Annotated in this window: 16 protein-coding genes, 1 tRNA gene and 1 pseudogene; 13 read left to right on the forward strand and 5 right to left on the reverse strand. The window is 65.2% G+C overall.

Going from position 1 to position 17,756, the window contains the following annotated elements:
• Positions 1–24: 24 nt before the first annotated feature.
• Positions 25–639, reverse strand: a complete 615-nt coding sequence (locus AC1DIM_RS06070) for a hypothetical protein (RefSeq protein ID WP_477709596.1) — start codon at positions 637–639, stop codon at positions 25–27.
• Positions 640–694: 55 nt separating this feature from the next.
• Here AC1DIM_RS06070 and AC1DIM_RS06075 point away from each other — a divergent pair, with 55 nt between their 5' ends.
• The 7 genes from AC1DIM_RS06075 to AC1DIM_RS06105 all read left to right on the forward strand — a co-directional run bounded on the left by AC1DIM_RS06075 (position 695) and on the right by AC1DIM_RS06105 (position 11,583).
• Positions 695–1,831 (forward strand): GuaB3 family IMP dehydrogenase-related protein, encoded by a 1,137-nt coding sequence (locus AC1DIM_RS06075; protein ID WP_477709597.1) that lies wholly within the window; start codon positions 695–697, stop codon positions 1,829–1,831.
• An 83-nt stretch (positions 1,832–1,914) separates the two neighbouring features.
• Positions 1,915–3,654 carry a glycerol-3-phosphate dehydrogenase/oxidase gene (locus AC1DIM_RS06080; RefSeq protein WP_477709598.1) on the forward strand — a complete coding sequence of 580 codons (1,740 nt, stop codon included), beginning with the start codon at positions 1,915–1,917 and terminating at the stop codon, positions 3,652–3,654.
• Between the two features lie 43 nt (positions 3,655–3,697).
• Positions 3,698–4,186, forward strand: a complete 489-nt coding sequence (locus AC1DIM_RS06085) for a PTS sugar transporter subunit IIA (protein WP_190992005.1) — start codon at positions 3,698–3,700, stop codon at positions 4,184–4,186.
• Positions 4,187–4,305: 119 nt separating this feature from the next.
• The gene (locus AC1DIM_RS06090) at positions 4,306–5,166 is read left to right on the forward strand and encodes an SURF1 family protein (protein ID WP_477709599.1); all 861 of its coding nucleotides are present in this window, start codon (positions 4,306–4,308) and stop codon (positions 5,164–5,166) included.
• A complete protein-coding gene (locus AC1DIM_RS06095; protein ID WP_477709600.1) occupies positions 5,163–5,663 on the forward strand; it encodes a DUF3817 domain-containing protein in 501 nt (166 codons plus the stop codon). The genes AC1DIM_RS06090 and AC1DIM_RS06095 overlap by 4 nt, the downstream gene beginning before the upstream one ends.
• A 101-nt stretch (positions 5,664–5,764) precedes the next feature.
• Positions 5,765–7,354 (forward strand): glutamine-hydrolyzing GMP synthase, encoded by a 1,590-nt coding sequence (guaA, locus tag AC1DIM_RS06100; RefSeq protein ID WP_477709601.1) that lies wholly within the window; start codon positions 5,765–5,767, stop codon positions 7,352–7,354.
• Between the two features lie 128 nt (positions 7,355–7,482).
• Positions 7,483–11,583 (forward strand): AAA family ATPase, encoded by a 4,101-nt coding sequence (locus AC1DIM_RS06105; protein ID WP_477709602.1) that lies wholly within the window; start codon positions 7,483–7,485, stop codon positions 11,581–11,583.
• 16 nt (positions 11,584–11,599) lie between these two features.
• Here the strand turns inward: AC1DIM_RS06105 and cpaB are convergent, their stop codons facing one another.
• The 3 genes from cpaB to AC1DIM_RS06120 all read right to left on the reverse strand — a co-directional run bounded on the left by cpaB (position 11,600) and on the right by AC1DIM_RS06120 (position 13,542).
• The gene (cpaB, locus tag AC1DIM_RS06110; protein WP_477709603.1) at positions 11,600–12,346 is read right to left on the reverse strand and encodes a Flp pilus assembly protein CpaB; all 747 of its coding nucleotides are present in this window, start codon (positions 12,344–12,346) and stop codon (positions 11,600–11,602) included.
• Between the two features lie 173 nt (positions 12,347–12,519).
• The gene (locus AC1DIM_RS06115; RefSeq protein WP_164198708.1) at positions 12,520–12,786 is read right to left on the reverse strand and encodes an FmdB family zinc ribbon protein; all 267 of its coding nucleotides are present in this window, start codon (positions 12,784–12,786) and stop codon (positions 12,520–12,522) included.
• A 135-nt stretch (positions 12,787–12,921) separates the two neighbouring features.
• Entirely contained in the window at positions 12,922–13,542 is a 621-nt protein-coding gene (locus AC1DIM_RS06120; RefSeq protein ID WP_477709604.1) for a 5-formyltetrahydrofolate cyclo-ligase, read from the reverse strand.
• Positions 13,543–13,650: 108 nt separating this feature from the next.
• Here AC1DIM_RS06120 and galU point away from each other — a divergent pair, with 108 nt between their 5' ends.
• From galU to AC1DIM_RS06140, 4 genes are all read left to right on the forward strand, one after another.
• The gene (gene galU, locus AC1DIM_RS06125; RefSeq protein WP_477709605.1) at positions 13,651–14,556 is read left to right on the forward strand and encodes a UTP--glucose-1-phosphate uridylyltransferase GalU; all 906 of its coding nucleotides are present in this window, start codon (positions 13,651–13,653) and stop codon (positions 14,554–14,556) included.
• A 5-nt stretch (positions 14,557–14,561) separates the two neighbouring features.
• Positions 14,562–15,179, forward strand: coding sequence for a GNAT family N-acetyltransferase (locus AC1DIM_RS06130; RefSeq protein ID WP_477709606.1), 618 nt, complete (start codon positions 14,562–14,564; stop codon positions 15,177–15,179).
• A 108-nt stretch (positions 15,180–15,287) separates the two neighbouring features.
• Positions 15,288–16,211: a hypothetical protein gene (locus AC1DIM_RS06135; RefSeq protein WP_477709607.1), complete on the forward strand. Its 924-nt coding sequence runs from the start codon at positions 15,288–15,290 to the stop codon at positions 16,209–16,211.
• An 81-nt stretch (positions 16,212–16,292) separates the two neighbouring features.
• Positions 16,293–16,365: transfer RNA gene (locus tag AC1DIM_RS06140), tRNA-Ala, on the forward strand.
• A gap of 241 nt (positions 16,366–16,606) precedes the next feature.
• On the opposite strand, the gene AC1DIM_RS06145 is transcribed toward AC1DIM_RS06140, so the two are convergent.
• Complete coding sequence (locus AC1DIM_RS06145) at positions 16,607–16,831, reverse strand: ATP-binding protein (RefSeq protein WP_477709608.1); 225 nt, start codon at positions 16,829–16,831, stop codon at positions 16,607–16,609.
• Between the two features lie 2 nt (positions 16,832–16,833).
• Between AC1DIM_RS06145 and AC1DIM_RS06150 the strand changes: the two are divergent.
• Together AC1DIM_RS06150 and AC1DIM_RS06155 are read left to right on the forward strand one after the other, a co-directional pair.
• Positions 16,834–16,956: pseudogene (locus AC1DIM_RS06150) on the forward strand (ATP-binding protein); the annotation flags it as partial.
• A gap of 190 nt (positions 16,957–17,146) precedes the next feature.
• Positions 17,147–17,608, forward strand: coding sequence for a GyrI-like domain-containing protein (locus AC1DIM_RS06155; RefSeq protein WP_477709609.1), 462 nt, complete (start codon positions 17,147–17,149; stop codon positions 17,606–17,608).
• The last annotated feature ends 148 nt before the right edge of the window (positions 17,609–17,756 follow it).

The following is a 17,756-nucleotide window of genomic DNA, read 5'->3' on the forward strand; positions in this document are numbered from 1 at the left end:
CTCCGGGGCGGCACGAAGATAGGGTCAGTTTGCGGCCGCGTCCACCACAGTGGTGCGGACCCTCGCGATGCTGGGCCGGGCGGGGACACTGCTGAAGCCGAAAGTCACGCCGGGACGGATGGGCGCCAAATCCCCGGCGTGCGCACCGTTCCAACGTACGACGGCGGAGCTGATGTGGTGCAGGTCGCTCACCCCGTAAAACTCCAGTCTGCCGTTTCCGGCAGTTCCCGAGGTTCGGGCCCCAGGGCTGAGCAGCCCGGCCAGCGGACTGATGGCCCGCAGCCAGGCCGTGTGCACGGCCAGGGGCCGCGGTACGACACGCAGCGACCTGCCCAGGAGGGTCCTGGCGCCGGTGCCGGCACTCAGCTGCAGCGGACCGGCATCCACCGTAAGAAACCGATCTGCGAATTGGGCACTCACCTCGACGACCTGCACCGAATCGAAGGTGTAAGTGGCCGAAATGAAATCGGCCACTTCCTGGGTTGGCGCCAGGAGCACCCGGTGCCCGGACGGGTGCTGGACCATGACGTCGGCAAAAGACCCGAACGGGGACTGCTGCCATACTCCCACCACTACCCGCAGTCCTGATGCGGTGCCAATGCCGGCTATGTGACCGTCGAAGATCCAGCGTCTGTCCATCCCCGGATCTTAGCCCCGGCCCAGGACCACGCCGGGGCTGGGATAACCTAGAGCAGTGACTTACGAGATCGAGATCGGCCGTGGCAAGCGTGGGCGTCGTGCCTACTCCCTGGATGACATTGCGATTGTCCCTAACCGTCGTACCCGCGACCCCAAGGACGTGTCTGTCTCGTGGCAGATTGATGCCTATAAGTTTGAGATGCCCGTGATCGCGGCTCCGATGGATTCGGCCATGTCCCCGGAGACGGCCATCGCCCTGGGCCGCCTGGGCGGTCTCGGCGTCCTGGACCTTGAGGGCCTCTGGACCCGCTACGAGGATCCGCAGCCGATCCTTGACGAGATCGGCGCCCTCGAAGATGAGGTCAACAGCCCCTCGGTGACCGGCCGCATGCAGGAACTCTACCGGGCCCCCATCCAGCCGGAACTGATCACCTCCCGCCTCGCCGAGATCCGCGCCGCCGGCGTGACAGTGGCCGGATCGCTGACGCCGCAGCGCACCCAGGAACACTACAAGACCGTGGTGGCCGCCGGCGTGGACATTTTTGTCATCCGCGGAACCACCGTCTCAGCCGAGCACGTCTCGAAAGAAGACGAACCGCTCAACCTTAAGCAGTTCATTTACGAACTCGACGTTCCGGTGATTGTGGGCGGCGCGGCCGGCTATACGCCCGCCCTGCACCTGATGCGGACCGGCGCTGCCGGTGTCCTGGTCGGCTTCGGCGGGGGAGCCACCGCCACCACCCGCCGGGCGCTGGGAATCCACTCGCCCATGGCCTCCGCAATCTCCGACGTCGCGGCCGCCCGCCGTGACTACATGGACGAATCGGGCGGACGCTACGTCCATGTCATCGCCGACGGCGGCATGGGAACCTCGGGTGACATCGTCAAGGCCATCGCCATGGGCGCCGACGCCGTGATGCTCGGCAGCGCGCTCGCGAGGGCCGAAGAGGCTCCCGGCAAGGGCTGGCATTGGGGCCAGGAGGCCCACCACCTGGAACTGCCCCGCGGGGACCGGGCCAATGTAGGCACCGTGGGGCCGCTCGAAGAGGTGCTCTTCGGGCCGGGCCACCACACCAACGGCACGTCGAACCTGATCGGTGCGCTCCGCCGGTCGATGGCCACCACGGGTTACTCGGACCTGAAGGAATTCCAGCGCGTCGACGTCGTGGTGTCCCCGTACGCCGGTAACTAAGGCTCCGAGGACGCCTGCCCAACTGCGCGGCAACGAAGTAGTGTGGGGTTACTACCGGCAGCAGCGGCAAGGGGAGGCGTTCCATGAACAGTGTTCCAAACGAAGGCGGTGTCCTGGGGCCCGCAGCCCGGGAAGCATCGATTGCCCGGCTAAGGGCCACATCCGAGCCAGGCAACGAACTGGACATCCTCATCGTGGGCGGCGGAATCGTCGGTACGGGTTCGGCCCTCGATGCGGTGACCCGCGGACTGAGTGTGGGAATCGTGGAGGCCAGCGACTGGGCGGCGGGCACGTCGTCCCGGTCATCCAAGCTGATCCACGGCGGCCTGCGCTACCTGGAAATGCTGGATTTCGGGCTGGTCAAGGAAGCGCTGCAGGAACGCGGACTGCTGCTTTCGGAGCTCGCCCCGCACCTGGCCCGGCCGGTGCCGTTCCTGTACCCCCTGACCAAACCGTTCTTTGAGCGTCCCTACGTGGGGGCCGGCATCGCCCTGTATGACCTGATGTCCGTCTCCAACGGGCACCGGCGGGGCGTGCCGTTCCACAAGCACCTCAGCAGGCGGGGCACCCTCCGGGCCGCGCCCAGCCTCAAAAAAGATGCCTTTGTGGGGTCAATCCGCTACTACGACGGCCAGGTGGACGACGCAAAGTACTGCGCCAACCTCATTCGGACGGCAGCCCACTACGGCGCCCATGCGGTGAACCAGATGGCTGTGGTGGACTTCCTCCGTGAAGGCGAACGCGTGGTCGGAGCCAAGGTGGTCAACCACGAGGACGGTTCGGAGTTCAATATCCGGGCCAAGCAGGTCATCAACGCCACCGGGGTGTGGACGGACGAAACCCAGGCCATGGTCACGGACCGCGGCCAGCTGAAGGTCCGGGCGTCCAAGGGCATCCACCTTGTGGTGCCTCGCGACCGGTTCCAGTCCACCGTTGGCCTGATCCTGCGCACCGAGAAATCGGTGCTGTTTGTGATCCCGTGGGGCCGGCACTGGATCATCGGCACCACAGATACCGACTGGCACCTGGACAAGGCCCATCCGGCAGCGTCCAGCAAGGACATCGACTATATCCTCGAACATGTCAACAAAGTGCTCAAGCGGCCCCTGACGAGGGAAGACGTCGAAGGCGTCTACGCGGGGCTGCGTCCGCTGCTGGCCGGGGAAAACGACTCCACTGCCAAGCTTTCCCGAGAACATGTGGTGGCCCACCCGGTACCTGGCCTGGTGGTGGTGGCCGGCGGCAAATGGACCACCTACCGCGTGATGGCCAAGGACGCGGTAGACGAAGCAACCCGCACCATGGATGAGCGGGTCCCGCCGAGCTGCACCGAAACCATCCCGCTGCTCGGTGCCAGCGGATTCAAGGCAGCCTGGAACCGGCGGAGCAGGACCGCCGAGGAATATGGCGTCCATGTGGCCCGGGTGGAACACCTGCTCAACCGCTACGGCTCCATGACGCCCGAAGTGCTCGCCATCATCAAGGAGCGGCCCGAACTTGCAGAGCCACTCCCCGGCGCAGACGATTACCTGCAGGCGGAGGCCGTCTACGCCGCCACCCATGAAGGGGCCCGGCATGTTCACGATGTCCTGACCCGGCGGACCCGTATTTCCATTGAATCGTGGGACCGTGGCGTGTCCGCAGTGCCGGTAGTCGCTAAACTAATGGGCGAAGTCCTTGGCTGGAGCGATGTGCAGCGCGAGAGCGAAATCAAGCACTACACCGCTCGCGTTGAGGCTGAACGACTGAGCCAGCAGCAGCCGGACGACGAATCGGCCGATGCCGCACGCCTCGGCGTGGAGGACATCGTCCCGTTGCGCTGAGGAGCCCGCATCAGCACTTCTCACCTGACCGAAGGAACACGCCTTGGCCGAACCACTTGACCGGTACGATGCCGATCTGACCACCTCCGAACTGGTGATTTTGGAGTTGGAGGCCACGGACAAGGCGGACGCTGCGGCGCAACTTGCAGAACGGCTCTTCGCTGCCGGCCGCGTCACGGACCTGCCGGGCTTCCTTGAGCACGTCAACGCCCGGGAACACCAGCTCGCCACCGGCCTGCCGGGCGGAATCGGCCTGCCACACGCGCGCAGTGAGTTCGTGTCGCGGACCTCCATCGCCGTAGGGATCACCAAGTACGGACACGCGCTGGACTTCGGCGCCGCAGACGGTCCCGCCACCGTCATCCTGCTGATCGCCACGCCGGCCAGCTCCTTCTCCGATCACCTCGAAGTACTGGCCACGCTGGCACGTTCACTGTCCAAGGAGTCCTTCCGCGAGTCCTTGCGGCGGGCCTACGACGCCGAAGTGATCGCCGAGCTGATCAACTCGAGCCTGGTGTTCTTCGACCATTAAGGGATGCGGGCAGGCCCTACGTGTCGATTCCGTCGCCACATAGGACCCTGCTGCCCCACTCCAGGGGCAGCAGGCGGCTCGTTTAGTTGTTCTACAGCGGAACGAAGTACGGTTAAGGGGTGTGGAAAACAGCCCTTAAGCCCCGATGGATCGCCGGCCTGGTGTTCGCGATCGCCGTCTCCGGGGTGTTTGTCCTGCTCAGCCAGTGGCAGTTCGGGCGGTCCATGCAACCCGAAGTTCCGGTCAGCCCGGCCACCGAAGAGACCAGGGCGCTCACGGAAACGCTCGAGCCCGGACACTTCTTTCCCGGGTCCGTGTCCGATCAGATGGTTTCGGCCGACGGCACGTATGACCCCGCAAAACAGGTCCTGGTTCCCGGCCGCCTGAAGGACGGTAACAGCGGCTACTGGGTTGTTTCCGCCTTCGCCGTGAAGGGGGCTCCTGTCCTCAGCGGCGTGGCCGCGTCCCCGCAAACATGGATTCCGGTAGCCCGCGGCTGGGTGGCCGATCCCAACGCCGCCGGCGCGCCGCCGTCGGGTGCCGTCCAACTCACCGGACGGTTGATCCCGTCCGAATCACCGCTACCAGCCACGGCACCGGAATCCGGACGCGCCTCCGCCGTCTCGGTCGCCGAGCTCATCAATGACTGGGACGTCAGCAGTTACCCGGGGTTTGTGGCCGCCACCGCGGAAGTGACGGACGGCACCGACGTCAGCGCCGCGGCCGTTCCCGGAGACTTGAAGCCGCTAAACATTGGTCCGCAACCCCCGTCCCAGCAGGTCAACTGGCTCAACCTCTTCTACTCCTTGGAGTGGGTGGTGTTTGCTGGCTTCGCCTTGTTCATCTGGTGGCGTCTGGTGAAGGACGACTACCGGCGGGATCTCGAAGAGGACCTCGACGACGACTTCCACGAGGATGTGCCGCCCACTCCGCCCAACCCGCCAACTTCTGAACAGCTCCAACAAAAGGTAAAGCCATGATCGAACCGAAACCGGCCGTCCAGCAGGGTTCCGCCCCAGGAAAAAACAAGAAGCGCCGCTTCGGCGGTACCGAGGCGCAGATCCGGTCAGCGCTGAAGTTCTACAAGGTGATGGCCTACCTGACCGGCGGAATGCTGCTGCTGTTGTGCGCCGAACTGATAGCACGGTACGTGTTTGGCCAGTACCTGTTCGCCGGCGGCACGAACGCCGTAACCGGCCAGCCCTTCGGCCTGGGCTTTGCCGGCGCCGAACCCCAGGGCGTCCTGGGAGGAGTCAACCTTTCCATTGCCGTGCTGATCGTGCACGGCTGGATGTACGTGGTGTACCTCATCTCCAACTTCCGGCTGTGGACGCTGATGCGCTGGCCGTTCCTGAAGCTCATCCTGCTGGCCCTGGGTGGCGTAGTGCCGTTCCTCTCCTTCTTCGTGGAGAAGAGGTTCCACGCCGAGGTCGAGGCGGAGCTCGCCGCGCACCCGCAGGCGGCGCAGCGGTACTGACGCGCCGCGACGGCGGGTGCGTCCCGCCGTCGGACGTTCTATCCGTCACACCTGCAGCCCTGAATGTGCGGCGGAGCAACCGCGCAAAGTAGGCTAGTACGGTGACTACTCCCACTGCATCCCAGACTTCCCAGAAGCCGGTGCTGGTTGTTGACTACGGTGCCCAGTACGCGCAGCTGATTGCCCGCCGCGTCCGGGAAGCGAATGTGTATTCGGAAGTGGTTCCGCATACCTACAGCACCGAGCAGCTCCTGGCCAAAAACCCTGCCGCCATCATTCTGTCCGGTGGCCCGTCCAGCGTCTACGCGGACGGTGCGCCATCGGTCGGCGCCGACCTGTTTGAGGCCGGGATTCCCGTGTTCGGCATCTGCTATGGCTTCCAGGCCATGGCCAACGCGCTGGGCGGAAAAGTCGACAAGACAGGCCTGCGCGAGTACGGCGCCACCCAGACCACCGTCCTCGGCGAGGGCCGGTCGGTGCTGGCGGGGATGCCGCAGCACCAGAACACCTGGATGAGTCACGGCGACTCCGTGCACACTGCCCCTGAAGGCTTCGAAGTGCTGGCGACGACGGCAGGCGCCGAAGTTGCTGCCTTCGCCAACGAGGAAAAGCGCCTTTACGGCGTGCAGTGGCACCCGGAGGTGAAGCACTCAGCTTATGGCCAGCAGGTGCTGGAGAACTTCCTGTTCAAAGGCGCGAAGCTTGAGCCCAACTGGACCACGGGGAACATCCTTGAGGAGCAGGTGGACCGGATCCGCCAGCAGGTCGGCGATGCCCGGGTAATCTGCGGCCTCTCCGGCGGCGTCGACTCCGCCGTTGCCGCCGCGCTCGTCCAGCGCGCCGTAGGCGACCAGCTCACCTGTGTCTTCGTGGACCACGGGCTGCTCCGCGAAGGCGAAGCCGAGCAGGTGGAACGCGATTTCGTGGCCGCCACCGGCGTCAAGCTCTACGTCGCCAACGAGCAGGAGCGGTTCCAGGCCGCCCTGACCGGTGTCAGCGATCCGGAAACGAAGCGCAAGATCATCGGCCGCGAGTTCATCCGCGCGTTCGAAGAGGCCGAACTGGCCATCATCGCGGAGGCAGCGGCCCACGGCGAGAAGATCAAGTTCCTGGTCCAGGGCACGCTGTACCCGGACGTCGTCGAATCCGGCGGCGGCGAAGGTGCGGCCAACATCAAGAGCCACCACAATGTGGGCGGACTTCCCGAGGACCTTCAGTTCGAACTCGTGGAACCGCTGCGCGCACTGTTCAAGGACGAAGTCCGTGCCGTTGGCGCCCAGCTGGGGCTGCCGCAGGAAATTGTCGGCCGCCAGCCTTTCCCCGGGCCCGGCCTCGGCATTCGCATCGTTGGTGAAGTCACCAAGGAACGCCTGGACCTGCTGCGCAAGGCGGACGCCATTGCCCGCGCCGAGCTGACCGCAGCCGGACTGGACAACGAAGTATGGCAGATGCCTGTTGTCCTGCTGGCCGATGTGCGAAGCGTTGGCGTGATGGGAGACGGCCGCACCTATGGCCACCCGATCGTTCTTCGCCCCGTGTCCTCCGAGGACGCCATGACGGCCGACTGGTCCCGCCTGCCCTACGATCTCCTGGCCAGGATCTCCAACCGGATCACCAACGAGGTGGAAGGCGTCAACCGGGTGGTGCTGGACGTGACCAGCAAGCCACCGGGAACCATCGAGTGGGAATAGCAGTGTGAGTGGCCGGTCTCCGTCAGCGGAGGCCGGCCATTGCTCTTATGCATCCAAAACCCCTAATTTGGCCTGACCGAGTGTTGCGGTCTCTCATCCAGGCCGCTTTTGCGGCTACGCTCGAAAGCATGCCGGTATGGTCCAGGGCGTCACGTGCAAACGCAGAAAAGAAGGCAGTAGTGTCAGTTGGTCAAGGCCACCCGGAGGGTTCTGAGGAGCTTGGAAAATGGCTGTCCGGGCTCAAACCCGTCACCGGGGCAGACACCATGCTGCGTTTCACCAAGACCCCCGAAGGCTCTATTGACCTGACCCACGCCCACCCATCAGGGCTGGCGCAGCTGATGGCGGGCCGCCGTACCCGGCTGTCCACCTTGATCCGGGACCAGCAGCAATACGTGGTGGCGGCGCGGGCCTCCCGGAACATCCGCTCGAAAATCTTTGAACTCGCAAACGACAGGGGTATTGACGCGGGGTATTTCTCCGCGGGCACCGTGGTGTGGACATCCGCCGTTGGGGGCAAACCGCAGCGAATTTCCGCGCCGGTCATGCTCACCGCGATTTCGCTGACGGTCCGTCCCGGCGAGGACGACTACGAGCTGCAGCTCACCGAACAGGCCCACATCAACCCGGCACTGGTCCGGCACCTGAAGAACATCCACGGCATCGTTTTCGACGTCAATGCCGTCACCCGCCTCGCCTATAGCACCGCCCGCTTTGATCCGCAGCCGGTCCTGGACCGGCTTGCCACCCTGATCAGGCCCATCCACGGCGCGGAAGCCCAGCACAACCTGCTGGTGTCCACTTTTGCCGATCTCTCCGGGAACCTCGACGACCCTTGGATCAACGACGGCAACCCGCTCATCACCGCACTGGCCAAGTCAGGCGGCGGCGAAGTGGTTGACTTTGACCAGCCCGACACCACGCGTTTTCCGAGTGTGGACGACCGCCACCCGAGCGATGAACTCCTCCTGCTTGATGCCGACCCGGACCAGCAGTACGTCATTGACGCCGTGTGCGCGGGGGACTCCCTGGTGGTCAGCACCCCGCCCGGCACGGGCCAGACCCAGACCGCCATCAACACCATCGGCGCGCTGGTGGACGCGGGACGGTCGGTACTGGTGGTCGGAGACCGCCGTGCCAGCCTGAACGAAGTGTCCGGCCAGCTGGAAGCCCTGGGACTGGACTCCATCCTTTTCCAGCTCTCCGGCTCCGCCACGCCGCAGCAGCTCAAGGCCCAGCTGGTGCGGGCCATCGTTCGCAACGAGAAGTCGCTCGAACCGCAGCTGGGAAACCTGCACAAAACCCTCACCGAACACCGCCACGCCCTGGTGGACCACGTGGCCTCCCTGCACAACGTACGCCAGCGCTGGGGCTGCTCGCCGTACCAGGCCATGCAGTCACTCGCCGAGCTGACGTCCATTCACCCGGCCCCGGCCACCACGGTGCGGCTCAAGCGGAGTGTGCTGGACAGCATCCGTGACCGCGAGGAGCTCGCCGGCAGGCTACACCGCGCGGCCGAGCTTGGCAGCTTCAGCCGGGCGTCCACCACCAGTCCGTGGCACGGTGCCAGGCTCCTCACCCGCAAGGAGACCGAGGAGGCCCAGGAACTGGCCCGTTCGGTGGCGACCAACCTCCCGGTCCTCCGCGAGCGGATGCATAGTGTGGCCGAGCACGCCGAGATCCGGCTGGGTACCTCTTTCGCTGAATGGGGAGAGCAACTCGAACTCCTGGTGGCGGTCCGCGAAAGCCTGGACAAGTTCACGCCGGACATCTTCGACCGGCCCGTCCATGACCTGATCTCCGCCACTGCAACCTCGGCCTGGCGCCGGGAGCGGAACATCGACATGGCGGGCATGCAGCGGTCCCGGCTGCGCCGCGTCGCCAAGGAGTACGTCCGGCCAGGGGTGCACATTGCTGACCTGCACAGTTCGTTGGTGCTGGTCCAGGAGCAGCGGGCGCTCTGGTCCGGGTACGCCACCTCGCAGCGCCACCCGGCCGTCCCCTCCGGGCTCGCCGAAATGAACGTGCTGTACCGTTCGCTGGACCGGGAGCTGACGGAACTGGGGGAGGCCCTCCGGCACACGGCGGCCGGCGGCTCGCTGGCCACTGCCCGCTATGAGGAACTCATGGAACGGCTCGAACGGCTGGTCGCGGACACCACCACTCTGCGAACGCTGCCTGAACGCACCCTGCTCATAGAAAACATGCGCGAACACGGCCTGGGTGAACTCCTTGCAGACCTTGCGGACCGTGAGGTTCCGGCAGAGTCCGTGGCCGCCGAGCTTGAGCTCGCCTGGTGGCAGTCCGCCCTGGAAGCCATGATCAGCGGCGATGATTACCTGGCCATGTCCGACGGTGACGCCCTCCGGCAGCTGGAGGCCGAATACCGGCTTGCCGATAACGCCCACATTGCGAGCGGGGCGGCGCGCCTGCGCTGGGATCTTTCCGAGCGGTGGCGGGCCGCGCTGGCAGAGCATCCGCGCCAGGCCCAACTGCTCCGCAGCCTGCTCAAGGACGGCAGGGTGACGTTGGCTGCGCTGACGGCCCAGGCGCCGGACCTTGTCCCGATGCTGGTTCCCGTATGGTCGGTGAGCCCGTACCTGATGACCGGGCTCCTGCCGGCGGAGCAGCGCTTTGATGCAGTGGTCATCCTGGACGCTGAAGCCACGTCCCTGCAGGCGGTCCTGCCTTCCATAGCGCGGGCCAAGCAAGTCATTGCCTTCGGTGACGCCAAGATCGCCAGTCCCCGAACCTTCACGGTGGGCGTGGAGCGCCTGGCTGTTGGCGAAGCCGCCCACCAGCGGGTGGAGAGTGCCTACACTGCGCTGTCTGCCGTGCTGCCCGTCTGGCGCCTGAATTTTGTGTACCGCGCGGTGGACGAGGACCTGGTCCTTCAGTTGAGCAAGAATTTCTACGACGACGGCCTCCGTCGGCTCCCCGAGGGACAGGCGGCCACAGGCCTGGACCGGGCGCTGACGGTCGAGTACCTGCCGGACGGGACCGGGCTGCCGAGCGCAGACCACGAGGGCGTGGAGTCCGTGGTGGCCGAGGTCAACCGTGTGGTGCAGTTGGTCTTCGAACACGCAAGGCTGCGTTCCCGCACGTCCCTGGCGGTGGTGACTGCCAGCCTCCGGCACGCGGCACGGATCGGCGAGTCCATCCGGCTGCAACTGCCCAACCATCCCACGCTTGCCGGGTTCTTCGGCGGCGGTGATGAGTCCTTCCGGGTGGTTGACCTTGAGCGGGCGCAGGGCCTGGTCCGGGACCACATCATCTTCTCACCGGGCTTCGGCCGCACCCCCCACGGGCGGGCGCTGCACAACTTCGGTCCGCTGTCCGCTGAGGGCGGCCGCGAAAAATTCGCGCTGGCCATGACGCGTGCCCGGCGGTCGATCCACGTCCTGACATGCTTCCAGCCCGAAGACCTCGACCACACCCGGCTTTCGTACGGCGCCGTGGAACTCTACGAGCTCCTGAACCGGGAAATCGCAGGAAAGACGGACCTCGGCACTCCGGCGTCCCGGGCCGCCGCCAGCGAACAGGCACTCGGCGCTGATCCCCTGGTGGCTGACCTCGGCGACCGGCTGCGCGCCCGGGGTGCCCGCGTCTGGCACCAGTACGACGGTGTGATCGACGTAGTGGCTGCAGCTGACCCGCTGAGTACCATGGGGCAGGACGACGCAGATATCCCCTGGCCGGTGGCGATCGAATCCGACGGCACGGAACAGTACCGCACCATGAGCGTCCGCGAGCGGAGCCGCCTCCGCCCGCAACTGCTGGAACGGATGGGCTGGCGGTACATGCCGCTGTGGACCATAGAGGTCTTTACGGACCCGTCCACCTGCGCCGACCGGATCGCAGGCTACCTGGGCCTTGAGAATGTTGTGCCACCTGGACGCGGCACCGCCTCGGGAGGATTCTTTGATGAGGATTTGGACCCGCATCGCCTCGGAACGGCTGGAAACGACAGGAATGAAGACCAGGCCCGACGCCTGGAGAGGGAGGTTGTTGTGAACCCACAGAACCCCGGCCACGCCGGTACCGAAGGCGACGACCAGCCGGACACCACAGGCCATGACCAGGCGCCCGCACCGGAAACCCCGCAGACCGGTACCGCAGGAATTCTGCCGAACAAGGCCGCTGAGGACGATCCCCGGAACTGGGGCGACGGCACCGACGACGATCACGATGCCTGGCTGAAGGAGAACAAGCCGCCGCACTGGGGCTGATAGCCGTCACGGCGCGTCACCCTGCAGCGCTCTGAGGACCCACCAGGACAAAGAACAGTTTGCCCTGCGTGGATGCTCCAGCCAGGCGGGCGGCTTGTTCAGGGGCCGCTGCCACCACGATCAGCCCGTCCGTCTCGCCGGTGCCGAGCCACTGGCCCGTCTTCCCACCCTGCCCCGAAGTCCAGAGGACCGGCACGGAGGAAGCGAGCACTTCGGACGGGGAGTTTTGGTCGTAGCCGTTGGCGCCGGTCAGTACGACGTTAACCAACTGCCCGGGGGACACCAGCTGGATGGAGGATGGATCCGCCATCCGCAGCGGCACAGCCGCGGAACCGGGAGGCGTTCCGGTCAGGAGGCCGGGACCCAGCAGTTGGGAATCCGTCAACAGCTGTCCTTTCCGGAGTGGTGCTGCCAGTTGTTTGCCCGTGGCCTCGCTTGGGTTGGATATAAACCCGGGGCTTACCAGCTGCGGGGGAATCTTCACGGGCGCCAGGTCAGTGGCTGCCAATGCTGTTCCGGCGGGCAGGTCCCGTGCGGCGGCCAGCGTCGTGGCAGTGTCCGCGGGTGCGGGAGTGAGCTGATGGACGGTGATCCCGGCGGCAATGCACAGCAGGAGGGCGATGGCGAGGCGACGGTTCCGGCTCAGCCATAGGACAAGTCTGCGGCGGCCGGGGCGGCGAGTGTCTCGGGCCGCCAGACGGCGGCGGACGGCACTCGCGGGTGGGGCGGCTCCGCGTCTGGGGCGGAAGAGCGTGGCTGGCATGGCACCCACGCTATGTTCAGGAGACCTCGCCGCACAGCAGCTGAGGTGCCTATGTGGACAACTGTGCTGCCGGCGTCGGACGCGGCCTCAAACAGTGCCGCAACACCGTGTTCAGCGCAAGCGGATTAGTCCGTTGCTACGGACGGGTCCTTTACTGAAGGCAGCTAGTAGCGTCAGCTGGCTGCAGCTGCGGCGGCCGGGGCCGGTGCAGCTGCCGGGGCGGGAGCCGCCGCGGGTGCGGCAGAAACCGTGCTGCCTTTGGCATCGCGGGAGTCGGTCCGGTAAAAACCGGAGCCCTTGAAGACGACACCAACGCTGTTGAACTTCTTGCGCAAGGCTCCCTGGCACTCCGGGCATGACGTCAGGGTGCTGTCGGTAAACGACTGGAAAACGTCGAAGGCGTGGCCGCAATCCTTGCAGGCGTAGGCATAAGTGGGCACTGGTGATCCTCCTCTTGGGCAAACGAGAGGTCCTGCATTGCCTGGAACGAGCGGGTCGTTCATTAGCAGTCTCAGGGCCTGAGTGCCAATTCTATCACCTCAAACAAGCAGCTCTTGAGACTGCCGGAGCCCCGGTCATGCGGGAGTCGACAGCCGAACCAGCCCGGACGGGGTCAGGGCGACAGGGACCTTCCGGTCAAACGCTTCGGCGGGAATGCTTCCGGCTGGCAGCACTTCGCCATCGAACACGACGGCCGCGAGCGGAATGTCCAGCCCTTGGCTGGCCAGTGAGCCCAGGAGGACGTCGTAGTAGCCGCCCCCCTGGCCTATCCGGTTCCCGCTGAGATCAAGGGCCGTGGCGGGGATCAGGAGCCCGGACACGGAGGCCATGATGGAGAGGTCATGGCGCGGTCCGGCGGGTTCCAGCACGGGAGCAAACCGGCTGCGGATAAACTCCGCCCCGGGCGTCCAGCGGGTCCAGCTCAGTTGGCGATCCGGCTCGCAAACGGGGAGCAGGACTGTGTGGCCGCGGCGGTGAAGTTCGCTGATCAGCGGCAGTGTGGGCGGCTCAGGAACCACGCCCAGATAGGCGCAAAAGGTCGACGGCGTTGCGCCGGCCAGTTGGTCAGCCCACGTTGCCCCGTGGACGGCAAGCCCGGCACCGGCTGCGTCGCGCCGGCCAGGTTCCGTGGCCGCGCGTTGCTCCCGGTGGCGGGCCCGGATGCCTTCCTTGGCCGCCCTGTCGCGCTCGGACATACCGTTCCCTCTTCCACGTGACGTCTTGCAGATGTGCTGCCCTGCGGTATGCAGGATAGGGGCGCCCAGGAATTACTGAATGATCAGCCCCTCCGTTAGATTAGTCCAGTGACTACCTCTCAGCAGACTGTACGCAAAGCCGTTATCCCTGCAGCCGGCCTCGGCACCAGGTTCCTGCCGGCCACTAAGGCAATGCCCAAGGAAATGCTTCCGGTGGTGGACAAGCCTGCCATCCAGTACGTGGTTGAAGAGGCGGTCCACGTTGGTCTCAACGACATCCTGATGATCACGGGACGCAACAAGCGCGCCCTCGAGGACCACTTTGACAGGGTTCCTTCGCTGGAGGACACTCTGGAAGCCAAAGGCGACATGGCCAAGCTCGAGTCAATTCAGGCAGCCAGCAACCTTGGTGACATCCACTACGTCCGCCAAGGTGACCCCAACGGCCTGGGCCATGCGGTGCTTCGCGCAAAGCAGCACGTCGGCAACGAACCGTTCGCTGTCCTCCTCGGTGACGACCTGATCGATGCCCGGGATGAGCTCCTCAGCACCATGATCGACGTACAGGCCAAGACCGGCGGATCCGTGGTGGCCCTCATTGAGGTGGAGCCCTCCCAGATCAGTGCCTACGGGTGCGCCGACGTCCAGGCCATCGATGGTGAAGGCTACGTCAGGATCAACAAGCTCGTCGAAAAGCCCGACGTGGACGAGGCGCCCTCAAACCTGGCCGTCATTGGCCGCTACGTCCTCCACCCTGAAGTTTTCGAGGTGCTGGAGCGCACGGGCCCGGGCCGCGGCGGGGAAATCCAGCTGACGGACGCCCTGCAGGAACTGGCCGCCGGCGAGGGCGAGGGCTACGGCGTTTACGGGGTGGTCTTCCGCGGCCGCCGTTACGATACCGGTGACAAGCTCAGCTACCTCAAGGCCTGCGTCCAGCTTGCCATTGACAGCGAGGACCTCGGCCCCGGCCTTCGGGAGTGGCTGCCGGGCTTCACTGCCGGCCTCGCTAAATAGCTGCCGTGCGTCCCGGACCCATCTGGCCCACCACCCTGGAGTGCGGTGACCTGGTCCTGCGCCCCATCAGGTATCGGGACAAGAAGGAATGGACCGAGGTCCGGTCACGCAACCGGGAGTGGCTGGAGCCCTGGGAAGCTTCCAATCCGGCGCCCGGTGGCCTCCTCCCGGACTACCGGCAGATGGTGCGGTCCCTGAAGATACAGGCAGCCCAAGGCACCGCCTTGCCGTTCCTGATCACCGAACGCACGCCAAGGTCAGCCGCGCCCGCGATCGTCGGCCAGCTGACAGTGTCCTCAATTGTGTGGGGTTCGGCCATGATGGCGACCCTGGGGTATTGGGTTGATCAGGCGCGCGCCGGGCATGGCATCGCACCCACCGCTGTGGCCCTGGCCACCGACCATTGTTTCCAGGTCCTCGGGCTGCACCGGATGGAGATCAACATCCGGCCGGAGAACGGCCCCAGCCTGCGGGTGGTGGAGAAACTCGGCTTCCGCGATGAAGGTTACCGGCCCCGTTTCCTGCACATCAACGGGGACTGGGCTGACCACCGGACGTTCGCGTTGACGGCGGAAGAAGTACCCGAAGGACTGCTCAACCGATGGTTGGCAACCCGGGCCTGACCTGCAAAGGCTCTTCCGGGGTCATAAATCCAGTGATTTGCCACGTTGCCCGCGACACACCGAGGCTAATGCGGGAGAGGCCGGCCGAATACTCATACGGTTTTGATTGTGGACTTCCCTCTCAGCAGCTCAGTGATCCTTGTGGTTGCCGTTGTGCTCTGGATCGTATGGGTTGCGCCTTACGTCCTGCGGAAACATCGGCACCAGGCCCAGGCCGCTGCCGACTATTTCACGGATGTTCCCGCTATTGAATCATCGGACCCGAGAGCCGGGATGGTCATGAACATCGCCGCCCCGCAGGAGAAAGTCATGGATATCAGGAAGAGCCCCGAAACCGTAGCCGCGCCCTCCAGCAGTGCAACGACGGGCGCGTTCCGGATCCGATACGGCCGGACCGCCGTCGCCCTCGCCGGCGTCGCGGGATTGCTGACCGCCTTTGTTTCAGTAGTCCTGCTGCTCTTTGGGCTGGGAACGGCCCTGGTGCCGATTGCGGGTTTGGCCGCCACGGTGCTCGCCGTGGTGCTGTTGCGCTATTTGGCTGTGCGGGACCGCAAAGCCAAGGTGCAGGCAGCCTTCCGCTCCGCCATGAGCGCCCCCGTGCGCCGCCAGGAACCAGCCGCCGAGGTCCCGGACAAGCCCGTCCCTGCTGCCCGGCCGGAAAGCCGGCTCTTTGACGCCGAGGCGCATACGCCTGCGCCGAAGCCGCTCACCGCGGTGGAACTCAGGGAAGCCGCGTTGGCCGTCGCTGTTGCCGCGGGAGACGCCAGTGCGAGCGAGGCCAGGCAGTCCGCTCACGCCGCAACCACCTGGGAACCTGTGGACGTGCCCAAGCCTGTGTACGTTGAGGCCGCAAAAGCCGAGCGTCCTGCCCCTGAACCGCTGGACCTGCCGGAGGCGCCAAAGGCCGTTGGTAAGCCGTCCCTGAAGCAGGGCAGCACCACCGTTCCGCCCGTGCCTACGGCCAAGCCCCTCACCAAGGCCCAGAGCGCCCTGAGCAACCTCGACGACGTCCTGCAGCGCCGCCGGGCCTGACATCAATTGGAAATGCGAAGGGAATATTTGTAGCCTAAGTTCACCGGTACCGGCGTTCCCCTCGGGGAGGCGGACTGTTCCGGGGCTATAGCTCAGTTGGTAGAGCGCTTCGTTCGCATCGAAGAGGTCAGGAGTTCGAATCTCCTTAGCTCCACATTGAAAGCCCATTGGCCTGCGGAAACGTCGGGTTGGAGGGCTTTTCTCTTGCCCGTTTATAGGACCAGTCGACGTTTACCGGACGTTTTGCGGCTAGAAACGGCATTGGACGGAAGTGTCGTTTTCGGAAGTCCACTTCTCAGGTGCCCGCGGAATGCCGGGGTCGTGCAGACGAGTATGGACGTTGAAATTTCAGAAGTGCCCTGTGTCAATGGCCATTAGGTTCTGCCCATGGGCGGTCAGTTGATGTGCCCGCTGGTGGCCAGTGAAACTGCCCGGTGATGGCCAACAGATCTGCCCACTGATTGGTTCGGCGGGGTTGGCCATCCTTGGGGTTGAAGGTTGGAGCTGATCGCGACAGAGCGTTTTTCGTAGGCTTCATCCACGACCCGGTAGAGGCCTTCGGCGGCGTCCGTGGCCACCGGCAACAGCCCAATATGATCAATCTCTGCGGACATCCGCATAGGTCGATGAAGTGGGCTATATGCCGTTCGATCAGGATGCCGCGAATCTGTTCTTCCAGCTCGTCTCCGGCCGCTACGAACACGCCTCCATGATCCTGACGTCCAACCTCCCGTTCGCCCGCTGGGCGTGGGCGGCTTTTCGTCGTCTCATCAAGGGATCCTCAGCGGGCACCAGAGCAGAACGAGCCCTAAACATCGAGCGGCGAACACTCTGGCCGGTCTCGTTTGCGCCTGCACTACCACCGGACCTTCGGGTTCGTCGCCCGAAAGGTGTCGAAAGTCATCGGACCCCTCAGCTTGATTTAGAATCTCGGCATGACGTTCTCAGTCAACCTACACACTGTTCGCCCCCGCAAGCTGGCCGCAGTCCGGCGCGAGATCGCGCCGAACGAAGTTGGCTCGGCATGGGGGCCTGCGGTGGGCAAGGTCTGGGACTTCATTCGCAGCCAGCCGGGTCTGTGGACGGATGGCCACAACATCTTCGTCTACCACCACTCGAACGAGCCCGGCGCGCCTATTCTGTGCGACTTCGGCGTCGAAGTCACGCGCACCTTTGAAACGGCAGGGGAGGTGTATGCGACCGAAACGCCAGAGGGCGATGCCGCTGTGGCAGTCCACCGTGGGACGTACGACCGCATGAACGAGGCGTACAACGCGATCGACGAGTGGATTGCGGAGCATCGTAGGGAGTCTGCCGGGCACTCCTGGGAGATCTACGGAGATCCGACACCGGATCCGGCCCACACTGAGACGACAGTCGTGCGCCTCCTAAAGTAGGAGTCAGTGGAGCCTGTTCAGGTACAGCTGGGGTTCCTATGAGTGCCCCCGTTACATGCCCCGCCCGGTTTCGCGGCCTGGAGGCCGCACGAGTCCGGCAACCGATCGTGTGGGCTCTGTGCGCCTGTTTCACAGGGTGCGGGCAGAA

This window comes from Pseudarthrobacter sp. 01T43 (genome assembly GCF_056398665.1).